12 protein-coding genes are annotated in these 18,283 nt (G+C 49.4%); all 12 read left to right on the plus strand.

The genetic code is table 11. The features are described from left to right. The first annotated feature begins 2 nt into the window (after positions 1 to 2). Entirely contained in the window at positions 3 to 1,280 is a 1,278-nt protein-coding gene (locus PUE40_RS01420) for a lipopolysaccharide biosynthesis protein (RefSeq protein ID WP_277671676.1), read from the plus strand. Beyond that, entirely contained in the window at positions 1,277 to 2,137 is an 861-nt protein-coding gene (rfbA, locus tag PUE40_RS01425; protein ID WP_277671677.1) for a glucose-1-phosphate thymidylyltransferase RfbA, read from the plus strand. The genes PUE40_RS01420 and rfbA overlap by 4 nt, the downstream gene beginning before the upstream one ends. Before the next feature lie 31 nt (positions 2,138 to 2,168). Beyond that, positions 2,169 to 3,188, plus strand: a complete 1,020-nt coding sequence (gene rfbB, locus PUE40_RS01430; protein WP_277671678.1) for a dTDP-glucose 4,6-dehydratase — start codon at positions 2,169 to 2,171, stop codon at positions 3,186 to 3,188. Positions 3,189 to 3,214: 26 nt separating this feature from the next. After that, complete coding sequence (locus PUE40_RS01435; RefSeq protein WP_277671679.1) at positions 3,215 to 6,142, plus strand: YfhO family protein; 2,928 nt, start codon at positions 3,215 to 3,217, stop codon at positions 6,140 to 6,142. Between the two features lie 283 nt (positions 6,143 to 6,425). Next, complete coding sequence (cdaA, locus tag PUE40_RS01440) at positions 6,426 to 7,277, plus strand: diadenylate cyclase CdaA (protein ID WP_277671680.1); 852 nt, start codon at positions 6,426 to 6,428, stop codon at positions 7,275 to 7,277. Beyond that, positions 7,267 to 8,466: a CdaR family protein gene (locus PUE40_RS01445; protein ID WP_154553377.1), complete on the plus strand. Its 1,200-nt coding sequence runs from the start codon at positions 7,267 to 7,269 to the stop codon at positions 8,464 to 8,466. Before cdaA ends, PUE40_RS01445 begins: the two co-directional genes overlap by 11 nt. Before the next feature lie 4 nt (positions 8,467 to 8,470). Continuing rightward, positions 8,471 to 9,823, plus strand: coding sequence for a phosphoglucosamine mutase (glmM, locus tag PUE40_RS01450; RefSeq protein ID WP_154553378.1), 1,353 nt, complete (start codon positions 8,471 to 8,473; stop codon positions 9,821 to 9,823). A gap of 3 nt (positions 9,824 to 9,826) precedes the next feature. After that, positions 9,827 to 11,500, plus strand: coding sequence for a glutamate--tRNA ligase (locus PUE40_RS01455; protein ID WP_277671681.1), 1,674 nt, complete (start codon positions 9,827 to 9,829; stop codon positions 11,498 to 11,500). 15 nt (positions 11,501 to 11,515) lie between these two features. After that, the gene (locus tag PUE40_RS01460; protein WP_154553380.1) at positions 11,516 to 12,433 is read left to right on the plus strand and encodes a sugar phosphate nucleotidyltransferase; all 918 of its coding nucleotides are present in this window, start codon (positions 11,516 to 11,518) and stop codon (positions 12,431 to 12,433) included. A gap of 1 nt (position 12,434) precedes the next feature. Further along, on the plus strand, positions 12,435 to 14,270 hold the full coding sequence (gene glmS, locus PUE40_RS01465; RefSeq protein ID WP_277671682.1) for a glutamine--fructose-6-phosphate transaminase (isomerizing): 1,836 nt from the start codon (positions 12,435 to 12,437) through the stop codon (positions 14,268 to 14,270). A 33-nt stretch (positions 14,271 to 14,303) separates the two neighbouring features. Beyond that, positions 14,304 to 16,022, plus strand: a complete 1,719-nt coding sequence (locus PUE40_RS01470) for a phospho-sugar mutase (RefSeq protein WP_154553382.1) — start codon at positions 14,304 to 14,306, stop codon at positions 16,020 to 16,022. A gap of 143 nt (positions 16,023 to 16,165) precedes the next feature. Beyond that, complete coding sequence (locus PUE40_RS01475) at positions 16,166 to 18,139, plus strand: CHAP domain-containing protein (RefSeq protein ID WP_154553383.1); 1,974 nt, start codon at positions 16,166 to 16,168, stop codon at positions 18,137 to 18,139. Positions 18,140 to 18,283: the final 144 nt, after the last annotated feature.

The raw sequence follows: 18,283 nt of genomic DNA on the forward strand, positions 1-18,283 counted from the left end.
ATATGCTTAAAAGAATTCGAAATCGTCTGGAGAAATCCGACAATATCGAGCGGAGCAGCTATCTGTGGAATATGATTAACGCCATGCTCAGTGCCGGGGAATCCCCGGTAATGACATTGGTGTTGACCCGGAGCCAGGGCGTCTACGATGCGGGCGTGTTCAGCATCGCCTATGCGGTGGCGGCCCTGATGCTGTATGTGGGACAGTACGGATTCCGGAAGTTCCAGTCCTCGGACATCCGGGAAAAGTATTCCTTCGCGGAGTACTACGGAATTCGGATTATCACCTGTGTGGTGATGATGCTGGCGGCGCTGGGATATTGCCTGTATGGCACCGTATGTCTGGGATATGACTTTCAGAAGTTCATCGTCATCCTTCTGGTAAATGCGCTGAAGTGCGTTCAGGCCTTTACGGATGTGGTTCACGGACGGATGCAGCAGATGGGAAGACTGGATGTAGCGACGAAGTCATCCTCCTTCCGGTATCTGATGGAGATGATATCCTTTTCCGCAACGTATTTGGTGACTCGGAATCTGGTGAGCGCCATTCTGATGTGCGTGATTGTATCCGTCGTAGTGGCCGGTTTCACCTCCATGAATGTGGCGACGGATTTCTGTGCCCTGCGGCCGGAGTTTAACATGCGGCGGATGTGGATGATGATGGAGGAAGGCTTTCCGCTGTTTCTCAGCCTGTTCCTGAACATGTATCTGAGCAACGCGCCGAAGTATGCCATCGATGCCTATCTCACGGAAGAAATCCAGGCCATGTATAACATCATTTTTATGCCGGCCTTCGTAGTACAGCTGGTGGTGCATTTCATCTTTAATCCGATTCTCACATCCTATGCGGAGATTTGGGCGAAAGGGGAAATCCAGCGGTTCAAGAAAGCTATCCGGAAGCAGATGGTTCTGGTGTTGGGACTTACGGTGCTGGGACTGGCGGTGGCGGCCACCATCGGAATACCGGTGCTGAGCTGGATCTTCGGAATGAACCTGGCCGGACATCGGAAGGAGCTGATCATCGTGATGCTGGGCGGCGGAATGCTGGCCTACTCCGTATTCTTCAATACGGTCATCACCATTGTGCGGATGCACCGGACGCTGATCTACAGCTACGGAGCCGCGGCGCTGGCTGCTTTTACCCTGTCGGGAGTATTTGTGCGAAACTACGGCATGTTGGGTGCGACGGTGCTGTACACCACAATTATGACGATATTAACCATTATATTAGGAATGATTCTGTTTATTAGAATCAGAAAAGAAAGTAGGAGAATTGTATGAAGGGAATTGTTTTAGCCGGGGGAAAGGGAACGAGACTCTATCCGATGACAAAGGCGGTATCGAAGCAGCTGCTGCCGATCTACGATAAGCCGCTGGTGTATTACCCGATTTCGGTGCTGCTTCTGGCGGGCATCCGGGACATCTTGATTATATCTTCGCCGGAGGCCATCGACGGTTATAAAGAGCTGCTGGGCGACGGAAGCAGCCTGGGCGTCCATTTCGAATACAAGGTGCAGGATCAGCCGAGAGGGCTGGCGGACGCATTTATTCTGGGTGAAGAATTTATCGGCGACGACAATGTTTGCCTGGTTCTGGGCGACAACATCTTCTACGGTCAGGACCTGAGCGGAATCCTCAAGAGAGCCATTTCCCATGAGACGGGAGCGACGGTGTTCGGATATCCGGTAAAGGATCCGACGGCGTTCGGCGTGGTGGAATTCGATTCGGAAAAAAACGTGGTTTCCATCGAGGAGAAACCGAAGCAGCCGAAGTCCAATTTCGCGGTGCCGGGATTGTATTTCTACGATAACGATGTCATTGAAATTGCCAAGAACGTGAAACCGTCGGCTCGCGGAGAGATTGAAATTACGGCAGTGAACAACGAATACCTGCGGAGAGGCACGCTGAAGGTGGAGCTGATGGGCAGAGGTATGGCATGGCTGGATACCGGTACGCCGGAGGGCATGCTGAACGCATCGGAATACGTATCCACCATTCAGGCCAGACAGGGATTCTACATCGCTTGCCTGGAGGAAATCGCTTGGAGAAAGGGTTTCATTGACGATGCGCAGCTTCGCGAGGTGGGTGAGTCCTTGAAGATGACCCAGTATGGACAGTACATTCTTTCCCTGCTCTAATCGGGATTGAAGAAGAAAAGGAGATTGAACGATGAAAATTCTAGTAACCGGTGCGGCCGGATTTATCGGAAGTAATTTTGTTTTTCATATGAGAAAGACCCATCCGGAGTACGATATTATCGCGCTGGATTCCCTGACCTATGCCGGAAACCTGGAGACCCTGGCGCCGGTGATGGAAGAGGATCATTTTACTTTTGTGCGCTGCGATATCACGGATCGAGAAGGGGTTCGCAAGGTATTTGAAGAGCATCATCCGGACGTAGTGGTGAATTTCGCAGCGGAATCCCACGTGGACCGTTCCATTGAGGATCCGGGCGTTTTCCTTCGCACCAACATTCTGGGCACTCAGGTGCTGATGGATGCGTGCCGGGAGTTCGGCATCCGGCGTTTCCACCAGGTGGGAACCGATGAAGTCTACGGAGATCTGCCGCTGGACCGGCCGGACCTGTTCTTTACGGAAGACCTGCCGCTGCAGGCGTCCAGCCCGTATTCCGCTTCCAAAGCATCTGCGGATCTGCTGACCATGGCGTATCACAGAACCTACGGCCTTCCGGTGACGATTTCCAGATGTTCCAATAATTACGGACCGTATCAGTTTCCGGAGAAGCTGATTCCGCTGATGATTGCCAATGCGCTGGCCGACAAACCGCTGCCGGTATACGGTACCGGTGAGAACGTGCGGGACTGGCTCTACGTGGAAGATCACTGCCGGGCCATCGACATGATTCTGGAGAACGGAAAGGTGGGCGAGGTCTACAACATCGGCGGACACAACGAGCGCTCCAATCTGGATGTGGTAAAAACAATTCTGAAGCAGCTGGGCAAACCAGAAAGCCTGATTACCTTTGTGGGAGACCGAAAGGGTCACGATCTTCGTTATGCCATCGATCCGTCCAAGATTCACGGCGAACTGGGCTGGATGCCGGAGACGAAGTTCGACGACGGAATTTGTCAGACCATCGACTGGTATTTGAACAACGAAAGCTGGTGGAAGAATATCATTTCCGGCGACTATATGGAATACTACGAGAAGATGTACGGAAATCGGTAGATTTTCGGTGAAGTAAGGAGAGTGAAATGAGAGGGACGTCCCGGCATTATGCAGAACCGGAACTGAGCAGAGAGTGGAACTGGAAGAAACAGTGGCTGGTGTACACCGGTCTGTTTGTCGTGACCGCACTTCTGGTCTTTGCGGCATTCTTCGTGTATCAGAAAACCCTCCTGAAGGGAAAAGGAAACGTCGACGGATTGATGCAGCATTATCCCTCCTACACCAAATTAAAGCGTGTTCTGGCGCAAGGCGGCGAAGGCTGGTCCTGGGACGTGGGACTGGGCGCAAGCTTCTTTGATACCTTCAAAGGAAAACTGACCAATCCGCTGACATACCTGCTGCTGGCGTTTCCTCAGAAATATTTAGATATGGCCTACGATTTCGTCACGATTCTTCGGCAGTATCTGGCCGGCGTGGCATTCCTGATTTTCGGTCGGGAAGTAAAGCTAACCACCGAACAGAACGTTCTGGGCGCATTTGCCTACGCCTTCTCCGGATGGGCGATTATCGCTACTCTGACCCAGGGAACCTTTAATAACTCCATGATGCTGTTCCCGATTCTCATTATGGGGGCGGAACGGATTCTGAAGGGGAAATCGCCGCTAGTGTTCATCGTGGCGGAAGTGCTGTTTCTGGCCTCCACCGTTCTGTGGGCATATATCGCCGGAATTTTCGTAATTCTGTACTTTATCGTGAGATATTTCCACTTCTACGGAAAGAACGGAGCCCTTCGTACCACCCTGCCGCCGGATCAGCCGGCGTGGAAGTCCTTTGCCGGGCACTTTGGTGGTTTTATCGGAGATGGGCTGATCGGACTGATGATTTCCGCAATTTTCGTGGAATCCATCATTTACACCACCACATCGGCGGTAATCAATTCCGATTACGACGCGAACCAGGGAGTGTTCTATTCCCTAAAAACATATTTCGCCATGCCGACGGCGCTGGTCTCGCTGAACGAGGTGCATGAGGCGTACAGCGCGGTTTTTGCCGGATTGCTGGTGACGGCACTGATGCCGATGATTATTTGGACCGTTCGAAAGAAGAAGAGCACTGCCGGAATCTTTGCGATTTTCTGCCTGATTATCGGATTGTTCCCGGTGACGGGAAAAATCCTGAACGGATTCAGCTATTCCGTGGGCAGATGGTATTTCGTCCTGACCTTTTTCCTGGTGTGGGCGGCCATGGAGTGCCTGGATCATGAAGTGCTGGGCAGCCGAAAGCGAATGATGGTGCTGCTGGGCTGGTGGTTCTTCCTTTGCGTCTGGGTGGTGCTGCTTTGCATTTTCTACCTGAAGATGCTGAAGCACAATATCGCCTGGGAATCCTTGCTTTCCCTGTGCATGATGTTCCCGCTGCTTGCTGCACTGGCCGTTCGGGAACTGCGGGTTCCGAAGTCGGGGCAGCGCAAAGCAAAGGTGTATCGAGGGATGACTGCCGTAATTACCGCAATACTGGTGGTAAATGTGGGACTCAATTCCTGGATTATGATGACGGGAGCCGGTGAAGGCGGATCCCAGCGGATTAAGACGTATATTGATAAAGGCGCAATGCCGGAATTGTATGACCAATACGTTCAGCGGGTGGTGCCGGACATTCAGGCGGAAGATACTTCTTTTTATCGCACAGATCAGTTGGATGACGGTTTTGAGAAATCCAATGTGAATATCGTGTTTGGCGGAAGATCTATCTATGAGTATTTCTCCTCCATCAGCAGCGACTGGTTGTATTTCAACAAAATGCTGGGAAATAACGCAGGGTATAACCGGCGGATTGTCAGCCTTTCCAACGACAACCGTCCGGGAATGGACTACCTGTTGGGCGTAAAGTATTTCCTTCGGGACAAGAACTACAAAGAGGCGGAAAAGCCGGGTTACGTGCCGTACGGATTCGAGTATCAGAAGACCATCGATGGGGTGGAGGTGTACCGAAACAAGCACTGCATGGGTATCGGAACCGGTTACTCGCAGTATATTACGGAATCGGAGCTGAAGAAATTCGCACCTCTTGAGCGGGAGCAGGTGATGCTTCAGGCGGCAGTGGTGCCGGACAGAGAAGCGACAAAGGTTTCCGGACTGAAGCACGCGAAAATTTCGGAACTGCATACAGATGTGCAGTCGCTGGAATGTTCCGTCACATCCCCATATAACGTGAAGCTGAAGGGCGTAAAGAAGGGGGAAATGACGGTTCAGAAGGGGGACGACAGTGAAGAGGACAATTACTTCAACATTCACGTTCCGAAGACCTGGAAGAACATGCAGATTGTGGTGTCCTTCCAGGGGCTGGACCGAGAACCGATTACCTGGGATCAGCATATTCATTTGAAGGATGAGACGGTGGCGGATCAGGGATACAATCGGCTGAAGGAATATCTGTACCGGAACGATTACACCGGAGGCACCAGTTTCATCATTACAGCTATGAAGGGAGACCGAAGCAAAACCGGAGAGTGTTACAAGTACGGAAACACCGGCCTCAACGATATCAGCGATTACAATATCAACCTGGGATATTACGACTCTTTTAGCGGGGATATCCGCATCCATTTCGATAAGGCGGGATTCTATAAATATGACGCCATCAAAGTGTACGGAATCCCGATGGAGAGCTACGACCAAGACGCATCTGTACTGGACGAAAACAGCTTAAAGGATGTTTCTTTCGATGACAAAACCGTTCGCGGAATGGTGAATAACGATTCGGATCGAATTATGTACTTCTCCATCATCGACAATGCGGGATGGACCGCATACGTGGATGGGGAGAAGGCGGATAAAATCAACCGGACGAATCTGGGCTTTACCGGCATCAAAGTGCCGGCGGGAAAGCATGAGATTACTCTTCGATATCGCTATCCGGGGCTGAGGGCCGGAATTGCGGTGACAATCATCGGTCTGGGACTGCTGGTTGTGGTTCTGCGCAAAGGGAAGAGAAAGAATCAATTAGAAGAATAAGGCAGAAATTGACCTGCACCGGGCAGCAATCGCTTGACAATGCTTTCCGGATGCAGGTTTTTTTCATCTCCCCGGTATCGACGCAATCGAATAGCAGAAAAAGTGAATTTAAATTTCAGGTTTACTGTTTTAATGCGGTGCCGAAAGGACAATAAAAAAGATGTGAAAAAATGTGCTGTATTTGTGACAGAAGAACGAATATTGGCGCGGTGAACTTGAAAAAAAAGTCATGACACGTTATAATTAAATGAATTTTTGTGTATATAATTATTCGAGGGACAGAATGGTAGAATTTTTTCAGAATGTATTTGTAGGATTTCGGTTAATTGATGTGCTGGATATCGTTATTGTGGCATATCTGGTCTATAAGATTCTGGGATTTATCCAAGAAACCCGTGCACAGCAATTGGTTCGTGGACTGGTAGTTTTGGGTATCGTTTTCTTTCTGTCCGATTTTCTGAAACTGTATCTGCTGAATTGGCTGCTTCGTAATTTCGTGACCATGGGATTCTTCGCCTTGATTGTCCTTTTCCAGCCGGAACTGCGTCGAGGACTGGAGCAACTGGGACGTCGGAACATCGTTTCCGGTCAGTTCCGAAGCCTGGACAAGGAAAATGCTATTGAAGTGGTAAAGGAAATTGTGGCAGCAGTGGATGATTTTTCGGCTACCCGGACCGGGGCACTGATTGTTTTTGAACGGGAAACCATGCTGAATGATATTATTGAAACCGGGACTATTGTGGATGCTCGGATTTCTGTGCGCCTTCTGGGAAATTTGTTTTACGAAGGATCGCCGCTGCATGACGGTGCCGTAATCATTCGCGGAGATCGGATTCATGCCGCCAGCTGCGTTCTCCCTCTTACGGAAAAAAAGAATATCGGCCGAAACCTGGGCACGCGGCATCGAGCGGGCCTGGGCGTGTCGGAGGTGTCCGATGCGCTGGTAATTGTTGTATCGGAGGAGACCGGCGTGATTTCTGTAGCGGAAAACGGAAACTTCCGTCGATTCATGGATTTGAAATCGGTAGAGAAAATACTCCTGGGGGTATATATGCCGCAGGAGGAGACTTTCCGGGAGCGGATGACTCGGACGCTGAAGCATCGTCGGAAGGAGGAAACGCGGGATGGAGAATAATCGGAAAATTAACATCATCCTTTCATTGATTATCGCTTTCTGTGGATGGCTCTATGTAATGTACAATGTGGATCCCACCACGACGCGAACCTTCCGAAACGTTTCCATTACCTATTCCAATGAGAAGGATTTGGAGGCGAAGGGAATTGCATTGAAGTCCGCCGACAAGAAGTCCGTCGAGATTGAAGTGGAAGGTCATCGAAGTGAATTGAACAAGATGGATGACAGCGATATTAAGGTGCGGGCGGATTTGTCCGATGCCGGTAAAGGAGAAAATACCCTTTCGCTTCACGTTCAGACTCCGCCTAAGGTCAGCATCGTATCCAAGAGCGACGAAACGGTTACGGTCAACACGGAGGCTATGGATACACGGTCGGTGCCGGGACGAGTGGAGTACCGAACGGAAAGCACTTCCGGCACAGAACCGATTGTAGAGGAACAGAGCAGCGACTATTTCTCTGTAACCGGTGCCAAGAGCAAGGTAAAAGAAGTGGAATATGTACGTATTCCGGTGGAAGAGCAGAAGCTTACGGGAAAGACACACACCTATAGTGTTTCCGTCATTCCGGTGAATCGCAGCGGGGACGAAATCACTCATGTAAAAGTAAATCCGGCCAAGGCGTCGGTGGCGGTGTTCAAGGGTTCAACGAAAAGCGTTCCGCTGAATATCGAGGTAAATAATCCGGTGAACGACGAGTACCTGCGCACCTATAGTGCTCCGAAAAAAATAGAAATTAAAGGGAAGAAGGAAGTCCTTGAAAAGGTGGAATCCATTTCCGCGGAACCGGCAGATTTGGAGAAGATGACGGAATCCGGACGACTTGCGTTAAATTATAAGTTGCCGGATGGCGTGTTTGTTGCCAACAGTTCTCTGAATCTTGGAATTACCGTAAACGTGACGGAATACCGGACGAAGGAAATCGAAATATCAACCAAAGACGTTACGGTGAAAAATCTTAACAGCAAATATAAGCCGACTTTTGAGAATAAAACCATTACGGTAGAGGTGACGGACACCGGCAGCATGTTGGAAAGTCTGACCGCTAAGGATTTCGATGTCAGCGTAGATGCAAGTGGGCTCCGAAGCGGGCCTCACTCTTTGAAAGGAACCGTGAATTCCACAAAGAAATTACATAAAGTGGAATTAGAAAGTGAAAATATTAATATATATCTAAGCAAGAAGGACTGATTAAATGGGTAGATTATTTGGAACAGATGGCGTTCGCGGAGTGGCGAACAAAGAACTAACCGCAACTTTGGCATATGAAATCGGCAGAGCCGCTTCTTATGTACTGGGAAATGGAAATCATCGTCCGGTGTTTCTGATTGGCAGGGACACTCGAATTTCCGGTGAATTGTTGGAAAACGCATTGGCGGCGGGCATCATGTCCGTTGGCGGAGACGTAATCAAGCTGGGCGTCCTGCCGACCCCGGCAGTGGCACGCCTGGTGCGGCACTACGAGGCAGATGCCGGAGTGGTAATCTCCGCATCGCATAATTCCTTTGAATACAACGGAATTAAGATTTTCAACGGAAAGGGTTTCAAGCTGGACGATCGAATCGAAGAAAAAATCGAAGACATCATCCTGGCCAAGGAATTCCAGCATCCGGAATACGTGGGCGAGCACGTGGGCCGCTGCAGACCGGTGGAAGATGCTTTTAGCTTATATAAGCAAGATTTGCTGAATACCATCGATACGCGTCTGGATGGAATGAAAATTGTACTGGACACCGCAAACGGCGCGTCCTATCAGATTGCACCGGCGGTGTACAAGGCGCTGGGTGCGGATGTGACCGTGCTTTCCAATACACCGGACGGAATCAATATCAACGAGCATTGCGGTTCCACCCATCCGGAAAACCTTCAGAAGAAGGTGGTAGAAGTGGGTGCCGATGTGGGATTTGCCTACGACGGTGACGCCGATCGTTTGATTGTTGTGGATGATAAGGGTCAGGTGTTGAACGGCGACCACGTTCTTTGCATCTGCGGAAAGATGCTGAAGTCGCAGGGTAAGTTATACGATAACAAGATTACGGCTACGGTAATGAGCAACCTGGGGGTTCACAAATACATGGAAAAACAGGGCATTTCCGTTGACGTGACCGGAGTGGGCGACCGATACGTGCTGGAATCCATGCTGAAGACCGGATCCGTTCTGGGAGGAGAACAGTCGGGACATATGATTTTCCTGGATTACACTACCACTGGTGACGGCGTGCTATCCTCTCTGCAGTTCATCAAAGCCATTCAGGCTTCCGGAAAGAAAGTCAGCGAGATGGGAGAGGAAATTGTCATCTATCCGCAGGCACTGGTAAATGCAAAAGTCAATCCGGAGTACAAGAAAGAAGCCATGGACGATTCGGACGTACAGGCACGGATTGCGGAAGTAGAAAAGAAACTGGAAGGCGTTGGCCGAGTTCTGATTCGCCCATCCGGAACAGAACCACTGATTCGCGTAATGCTGGAAGGGGAAAATACGGAAGAATTGAAAGCGGATGCGGAATACATCGCACAGCTGATTATAGAAAAATTTGGAGAGAAGTAGTACATGAACACAGTAGAATTAAGCAATCGTATTTATCCGGACATCACCCGGACGCCGGAAGATTATGAAGCAATGTATCCGAAGAGAAATCTGCCGGAAGGAGCGAAAGTTACCCGTCTGGGACCGAGTCCGACCGGTTTTATCCACCTGGGAAATCTGTACGGTGCCTTTGTGGATGAACGACTGGCCCATCAGAGCGAAGGCGTTTTCTACCTTCGTATTGAAGATACGGACGACAAGAGATATGTAGAGAATGCTGTGGAAACCATCATTTCCTCCTTGGCGTTCTTCGGAATTCAGTTTGATGAAGGGGTTACCGCGCATGGTGATATGGGCGATTACGGCGATTATACCCAGAGCCACAGAGGGGAAATCTATCGCTGCTACGCAAAGAAATTGATTGCGGAGGGAAAAGCATATCCGTGCTTCCTTTCCGAAGAGGAAATTTCCGAGATTCGGGAGAAACAGGAAGAGCTGAAAATCGCTCCGGGAATCTACGGCGAATGGTCCCGCTACAGAGATTGGGAGACCGATGAGGTGCTCCAAAAGGAAGTCGCTGAACGGCTGGAACGTGGCGATGACTTCGTCATCCGACTGAAATCCTCCGGCGTACCGAATGCTGCCGGCGATGACATTCGCAGAACCAAGGTGGTGGATGCTATCCGCGGTGAGCTGGACGTTCCGGAAAACTTCCAGGATATCGTAATCATCAAGACCACCGGCATTCCGACTTATCACTTTGCCCATGCGGTGGACGATCACCTGATGAGAACCACCCATGTGGTCCGGGGTGAGGAATGGCTTCCGTCCCTGCCGATTCACGTAGAGCTGTTTGACAAGCTGGGCTTCGAGCTCCCAACCTATTGTCACACCGCTCAGCTGATGAAAATCGGAGAAGACGGAAACAAGAGAAAGCTTTCTAAGAGAAAGGATCCAGAATTATCACTGGATTATTACCGCAGTCAGGGTTATCATCCGGCAGCAGTACGGGAATATCTGCTGACCATCCTGAACTCCAATTACGAGGAATGGAGAATGGCTAATCCGGATGCGGATATTGATGAGTTTGCTTTTACCACGGAAAAGATGAGCAACTCCGGCGCGTTGTTCGATTTGAATAAGCTGAACGATGTGAGCAAGGACACCTTGCTGCGCATCCCGGCGACGGAGCTGGCAGAGTGGCTGCATTCTTGGTCGCAGGAATTTGCGCCGGAATATGAATACGTGTTCCGTGATATGGATCTTCTGACACAGATTCTGGATCTGGGCAGAGAAGACCGGAAGCCGCGGAAGGATTTGATTTACGCTCGTCAGATTATGACGTTTATCGGATATTTCTTCGACGAATCTTTTGAGATTGAAGATGAGTATCCGGAAGAAGCGGCCGCCGATCGAAAGAATATTCTGCAGGCATATCTGGACAGTTACGATCACAACGACGATCAGGAAAACTGGTTCAACAAGATTCGTGAAATCGCCGTGGATCAGGGTTATGCAGCAAAACCGAAGGATTACAAGAAGAATCCGGAGGAATATAAAGGACATGTAGGACATGTTAGTACCGTTATTCGAATCGCGCTGATGGGACGTTCCCAGTCCCCGGATGTGTGGACGATACAGCAAATTATGGGGGAAAATAAGGTTCGCGCTCGAATCGAAGCAGAGCTGAACCGATAGCTGAAAGGAGAAGACATGCAACCGTTACTAGTTATTATGGCCGCCGGAATGGGAAGCCGGTACGGCGGCAGCAAACAAATTGACCCAATTAGCAAAGAAGGGGACATCATCATGGATTTTTCCCTGTTCGATGCGTATCGGGCCGGTTTCCGAAGAGTCGTATTTATTATTAAAGAGGATTTTGAAGAAGCATTTCGCCAACATGTGGGTGAACGGGCCGGAAAGGTGTACGAAACTCATTTTGTCCATCAAGAATTGACGGATTTGCCGGCAGGTTATGCCGTTCCGGAAGGACGGACCAAACCGTGGGGGACCGCACACGCGGTGCTGGCTGCGAGAGATGTCATCGATGCACCTTTTGCGGTGCTGAATGCTGACGATTACTACGGACCGGAAGCATTCCGCTTGATTTACAAGTATCTCACGTCGAAAGCAGATGCCACTCATCACTGCATGGTGGGTTTTTCCATCGAGAATACCTTATCTGATAACGGAACGGTTTCCCGTGGAATCTGCCGGGCGGCAGAAGGTATGCTGACCGACATCGAGGAGCATACAGAAGTGGGATACCGGGAAGATGGGAAAATTCACGGAAAAGACATCAGCGGAACGGATCGGGTGATTCCGGAAGGATCGCCGGTATCCATGAATCTGCTGGGATTTGGTACTGCGTTTGTACAGGTAATGAAGGAACGGTTTGCGGAATCGCTGGACCGGGTGCTGGAAGAAAACCCGATGAAGGGTGAAATCTATCTGCCGTCTATGCTAAACGACGAACTTCAGAACAACAGAGCTTCCATGCAGGTTCTCTATTCCGGAGATAAGTGGTATGGCGTAACCTACCGGGAAGACCGGGAGATCGTGGTAAATGCTCTTGCGGAAATGAAACAGCAGGGAATCTATCCGCAGGATTTATGGAATAAAGGAGAATAATATGTGTGGCATTGTAGGATATATCGGAACAAAAGAACCACAGGATATCATCATTAACGGCTTGAAGAAGCTGGAGTATCGTGGATACGATTCAGCCGGAATCGCGGTGGTGAATCATGGAAAGATTGAACTGAGAAAGCATGTAGGTGCCATCAGCAACCTGGAAAAACTGATTGGCGAGGAGCGTCTGGGCGGACATGTTGGAATCGGTCATACTCGCTGGGCAACTCACGGAGCACCGTCGGATTTGAACTCCCATCCGCACATGGATATGGACGGAACCATCGCTGTGGTTCACAACGGAACGGTAGAGAACTATGTAGAGCTGAAGGCGGAGCTGGAAAAAGAAGGTGTGGTTTTCCGCACGGAGACCGATACAGAAGTGGCAACCATGCTGATCAGCAAGTACTATCACCGGAATCACGACTTGAAAAAGGCGCTGGATCAGGCGATTTCGGAGATGAGGGGAACCTATGCCATTGCCGTAGTGGCAAAAGACCAGCCGGACCAGTTCGTGGCATATCGAAAGAATGCACCGTTGATTGTAGGCCTAGGAAACAATTGTAATTTTGTAGCATCGGACTTCTCTGCACTTCTGGCATATACCAAAGACGTATACCTTCTAGAAAATGGGGATACCGTTGTATTAACAAAGGATGCCGTTAACATCTATGATGAAGAAGATCGTTTGATTGAACGTCCGATGATGCATGTGGACTGGGATGTCAGTGCGGCTGAAAAGGGCGGATACGATCACTTCATGCTAAAAGAAATTTACGAGCAGCCGACGGCAATTCGAGAAACCCTGAGCCGGAACCTAGACGATAACGGCCGCGTGCACCTGCAGGAGACCGTACAGCTCACCAAGGAGGACTTCGAGAAGATTAATAAAATCGTAATCGTTGCCTGCGGAACCGCATACCATGCCGGTCTGGTGGGAAGATACGTAATCGAGAAGCTGGCTCGAATTCCGGTAGAAGTGGATATCGCTTCCGAATTCCGTTATCGGGATCCGTTCGTGGATGAACATACCCTGTTCATCGCTATCAGCCAGTCCGGAGAGACGGCTGACACTTTGGAAGCCATGAGAGAAGCGAAACGGAAAGGCGCTCGCGTGCTGTCCGTTGTCAATGTAGTGGGCAGCACCGTAGCAAGAGAAAGTGACGATGTGTTCTACACACAGGCCGGACCGGAGATTGCTGTAGCATCCACAAAGGCATACACGACACAGCTGGTGTGCATGTACCTGCTGGCACTGTTCTTTGCAGATTTGAACGTTGCCATTTCAGCGGAAGAATATGAGAATTTTGTACAGGATTTGGAGGCAATTTCTGGTAAGCTGGAAGATGTTCTGAAAATGGCACCGGAAATTGAGGCACTGGCAAATCGTCTGTATGATCGGGATCAGGTGTTCTACATCGGTCGTGGGGTGGATTCCAGTGTTGCTTATGAGGGCTCCCTCAAGTTGAAGGAGATTTCCTATATCAACTCCTTTGCGATTGCCGCAGGAGAGTTGAAGCACGGTACAATTGCCTTGATGGAACCTCGTACCATCGTATGGGCGTTGGCTACTCAGGAGAGATTGTTTGATAAGATGGTTTCCAATATTCAGGAAGTCAAAGCGAGAAACGCTCATATCATCTCTCTGGCGCAGGAAGGAAACAGCGAAATTGAAGCGCATTCCGATGAGGTATTCTATATTCCGAGAACGAAAGACGAGTTAACACCTCTTCTTAGCGTAGTGCCGCTGCAGTTGTACGCATATTACGTTGCCAAAGCGAAGGGTTGTGAAATTGACAAACCGAGAAATTTGGCGAAGAGCGTTACGGTAGAGTAAACAAAAAAATCACGCCTTAGAAAGGATGATACTATGGAAGAGAGCAGAGCAGTTCAGAAATACACCGCATGGATAAATGCGAAGAAGGTGGACCCGCTGATTCGCCGGGAACTACTGAATATTATAAGCTCGCCGGAAGATATTACGGAACGATTCAGTGAAAATCTTACTTTTGGTACGGCAGGCCTTCGCGCAGTGATGGGCGCCGGTACCAATCGAATCAACATCTACACCGTTGCGTCCGCCGCTAAAGGACTGGCGGCATGCCTTCAGGCTTCGGATGCTTCCGAAGAAGGGGTTATCGTGTGTTACGATTCACGGAATCATTCCAAAGATTTTGCTGAAATTACGGCCAGGGTGTTGGCGTGCGAAGGGATAAAAGTATACCTCTCCGATCGGCTGCGCCCGGTTCCGATGCTCTCTTTCGGAATCCGCCATTATCGCACCGCCGGCGGTGTAATGATCACCGCTTCCCACAATCCGCGGGAATACAATGGGTTCAAGGTGTATGGAAATGACGGCGGACAGTTGAGTCCGGCCGGAGCCAATGCGGTTCAGGAACGCATGCCGGAATTCGAGGATGTAGTGGATTATCTGGCGGAAATGCTGCCGCTGGAGGATTATGTTCAGAAGGAACAGGTAACATATCTTGGAAAGAATTGGGATGATGATTATATGGAGATGCTTCACGGTATGAAGATTTCCCAGAAATTATCTCAGGATTCCAAGGCACGTCTGCGAATTGTGTACACTCCGCTGAACGGTGCCGGTGCGAAACCGGTTCTTCGAGTGTTGAATGAAAACGGATTCCGACGCGTATTTATGGTGTCGGAGCAGGAAAAGCCGGACGGTAATTTTCCAACGCTTCAGGTGCCGAATCCGGAACGGGAGGACAGTTTTGCTCTCGCGAAGAAATATGCGAGAGCAGTGGCCGCAGATGTTATCATTGCAACGGATCCGGATTCCGATCGATTGGGTGTTGCGGTGCCGGATGATGACGGCGGGTATCAGATGCTCACCGGCAATCAAATCGGCCTTCTGCTTATGGAATACATTCTGGCGACGAAGAGTGCAAGAGGGGAGCTTTCGGAAAACGATTACTGCATTACTTCCGTAGTTTCTTCAAATCTGGCACGGGTGATTGCAGAGCGATACAATGTGAAATTGATTGAAACCTTAACGGGTTCCAGACATTTTGCAGAGTGCATTCGAAATCATGAAGCGGAGGAGACCGGAACATTCCGGTTTGGTTTTGAAGAAGGAAATGGCTTTATGTTCCATTCCGAAGTGAGAGATAAGGATGCGGTAGCAGCTTGCTTGGCCATTGCGGAGATGGCGGCGGTTTCCAAATCCTATGGTCTGTGCCTGATGGATCAGCTGAAGGCAATTTATCGTCTGTACGGATATGCGGCGGAGAAAAACGTTTCCATCGATTGTTCCGGGCCGGAAGGTACTGAGAAAATCCGTCGATGCATGGATCATTATCGCCTGCTCAACGGAAAGTTGGGGGCAATGGGGAAAGATCTCTATTACCGGGATGTAAAGACATTTATCGATCGGATGCCGGAGTCCAACCTGCTCATCTATGAGCTGAACGATATGGACTGGATTGCGATTCGTCCATCCGGTACGGAACCGAAACTGAAGGTTTATTTCGGTTTCTACGGCGAAAAAACAGCGGCGGAAAGTCGGCTGAATACGGTATCCGCGCAATTGATACAGGATATCCGAGAGATATTGGATCAGAAATAGAAACAGACAGCGAGGCATTTGCCTCGTTGTTTTTTTTGCGGTGAATTGAGAGTTAACCAATAATTATTTTGATTTTATCTTGAAACGGTTTACCGATAATGTTACAATGCTTTTATCGGTAAACTGACTAAGGCGGTATAATTATGAATAAGAGAAGACAATTGGGAAAAAGAATAGTAAGCCTGACTTTGGCAACAGTACTGCTCCTATTCACTGTTGTTCCGGCAAATGCAGCAACAACCGGAGCGCTGAACAGCGATGCAGCGGCCATCAACAGCGATGGAAACATTAACAGCGATGGGGCGATTAACAGTGACGGAAATGCCAGAATGCGGACTTTTTCGGTAAGAGGCCGTTCAATGATTGCATCGTCCAAAGCCAAGAACATGTCAAAGGGTTGGCATTCCATCGGCGGATATCGCTATTATTTCTATAAAACCGGAAAGTATTATAAGGATGAGATCAAATCCATTTCCGGAAAGAAATATTGCTTTGATAAAAGCGGACATCTGCTGTACGGAGTAAATAAATACGACGGAAGTCATTACTATTCCGACTCGAAGGGTGTGATTCGTGAGTCGGCCGGATTTGTGACCAGCGATGGATATCGATATTATGTTACAAAGGGTGGAAAGATTATGACCGGTCGAACCTTTAAGGTGTCCGGAAAGACCTATAAAGCTTACGGCAACGGAAAGCTGGGCACCGGTGTGTTCAAATACGGCACGGTGGCTCATTTCTATGCGGACAAAAACGGCGTGGTACGCACCAAGGCCGGATTTATTAGCTGGAACGGGTACCGTTACTACATTACAAAGAATGCGGGAAGACTGGAGTGCGGACGAACCTTTAAGGTAAAAGGAAAAACCTATAAGGCATATTCCACCGGAAAGCTGGGAACCGGTGTGTTTAAGTATGGAACCACCGCCCGTTTCTATGCGGATAAGTACGGCGTGGTAAAGACCACTGCCGGTTTCGTAGAGTGTTTGGGCAACCGTTACTATGTGCAGAAGGGCGGAAAAATTGAATTAGGACATACTTTTACCGTGAAGGGCAGAAAGTATAAAGCCTTCGCAGATGGTCGTCTGGGAACCGGAATCTTCAAGTATGGAAGCAAGTATTACTATGCAGATTCGGACGGAGCGATTGCATCCAAGGCGGGTGTGGTAAGCTTCAAGAAGAAGTACTATTACGTGAACAAGAATGGCAGCGTGGCGATGAACGGGCTGATTACCGCCGGATCAAAGAAATACATGGCAAATGCAGACGGGACTTTGAAAACCGGATTTTTTGAAGATTCCGGAACCAAGTACTATGCCGGCAAGAAGGGCGAAATCGTGACGAAGGAAGGTTTTCTGGTAGTAGATGGAGGCACCTACTACATCCAGAAGGGCGGAGCCATTTTCTGGGGACATACTTTCACGAAGAACGGCAAGACTTATAAAGCATATGCCAGCGGAAAGCTGGGCACCGGACTGTTTAAGTACGGTTCCTCATATTACTATGCTGACGGCACCGGAGCGGTGAAGACGACGGAGGGATTGATTACCGTAAGTGGCAAGAAGTATTATGTGAAGAAGGGCGGAAAAATCGCCGTTTCCACCACAATCACCACCGGGGGAACCACCTATAAGGCGGACAGCAAGGGCGTTCTGACGGCGCAGAAGTCCACTACCGGAACCGAGCTGATGAAGATTGCACAGAAGGAAGTGGGAACCAAGACCGGAAAGAAGTACTGGGAAGCGTATTTCGGCACGAAATTCCGGAATGGAGACTCTACTCCATGGTGCGGAACGTTCGTCACCTGGTGCTTCAAGAAGGCGGGCCTGTACAGCTTGATTAAGGATATTGAGGACTACGGCAATCTGGGTTATGTTCCTTCCTATTCTGCTTATGCGAACAAGAAGAAAATCTGGGTAAGTGCCAATAAGGCGAAAGCCGGAGATATCATCATATTCGGATCCAGTTCTCACGTGGGCTTGGTAAAATCCGTATCCGGAAATGTCATCACCACCATTGAGGGAAATACGGGCAGTACCCGGAACGGAGAGGTAAAGCAGAAAACCTATTCCTTGACAAACAGTTGGATTAAGGGCGTTATGCGCGTCATCCGATAATGGAAAAGTCAGCTGAAATAATAACGAATGGCTTCGGGGAACTTCCACAATTCCCGAAGCCATTTTCTGTTTTAGCAGCGGTGAGAACGGTCGCCTCTTGTATTTCATCGGAAAATTGTTATAATAATACAATAGAATAAAATT

The sequence above is a fragment of the Mogibacterium kristiansenii genome, assembly GCF_029224645.1.
Taxonomy (GTDB): Bacteria; Bacillota; Clostridia; order Peptostreptococcales; family Anaerovoracaceae; genus Mogibacterium_A; species Mogibacterium_A kristiansenii.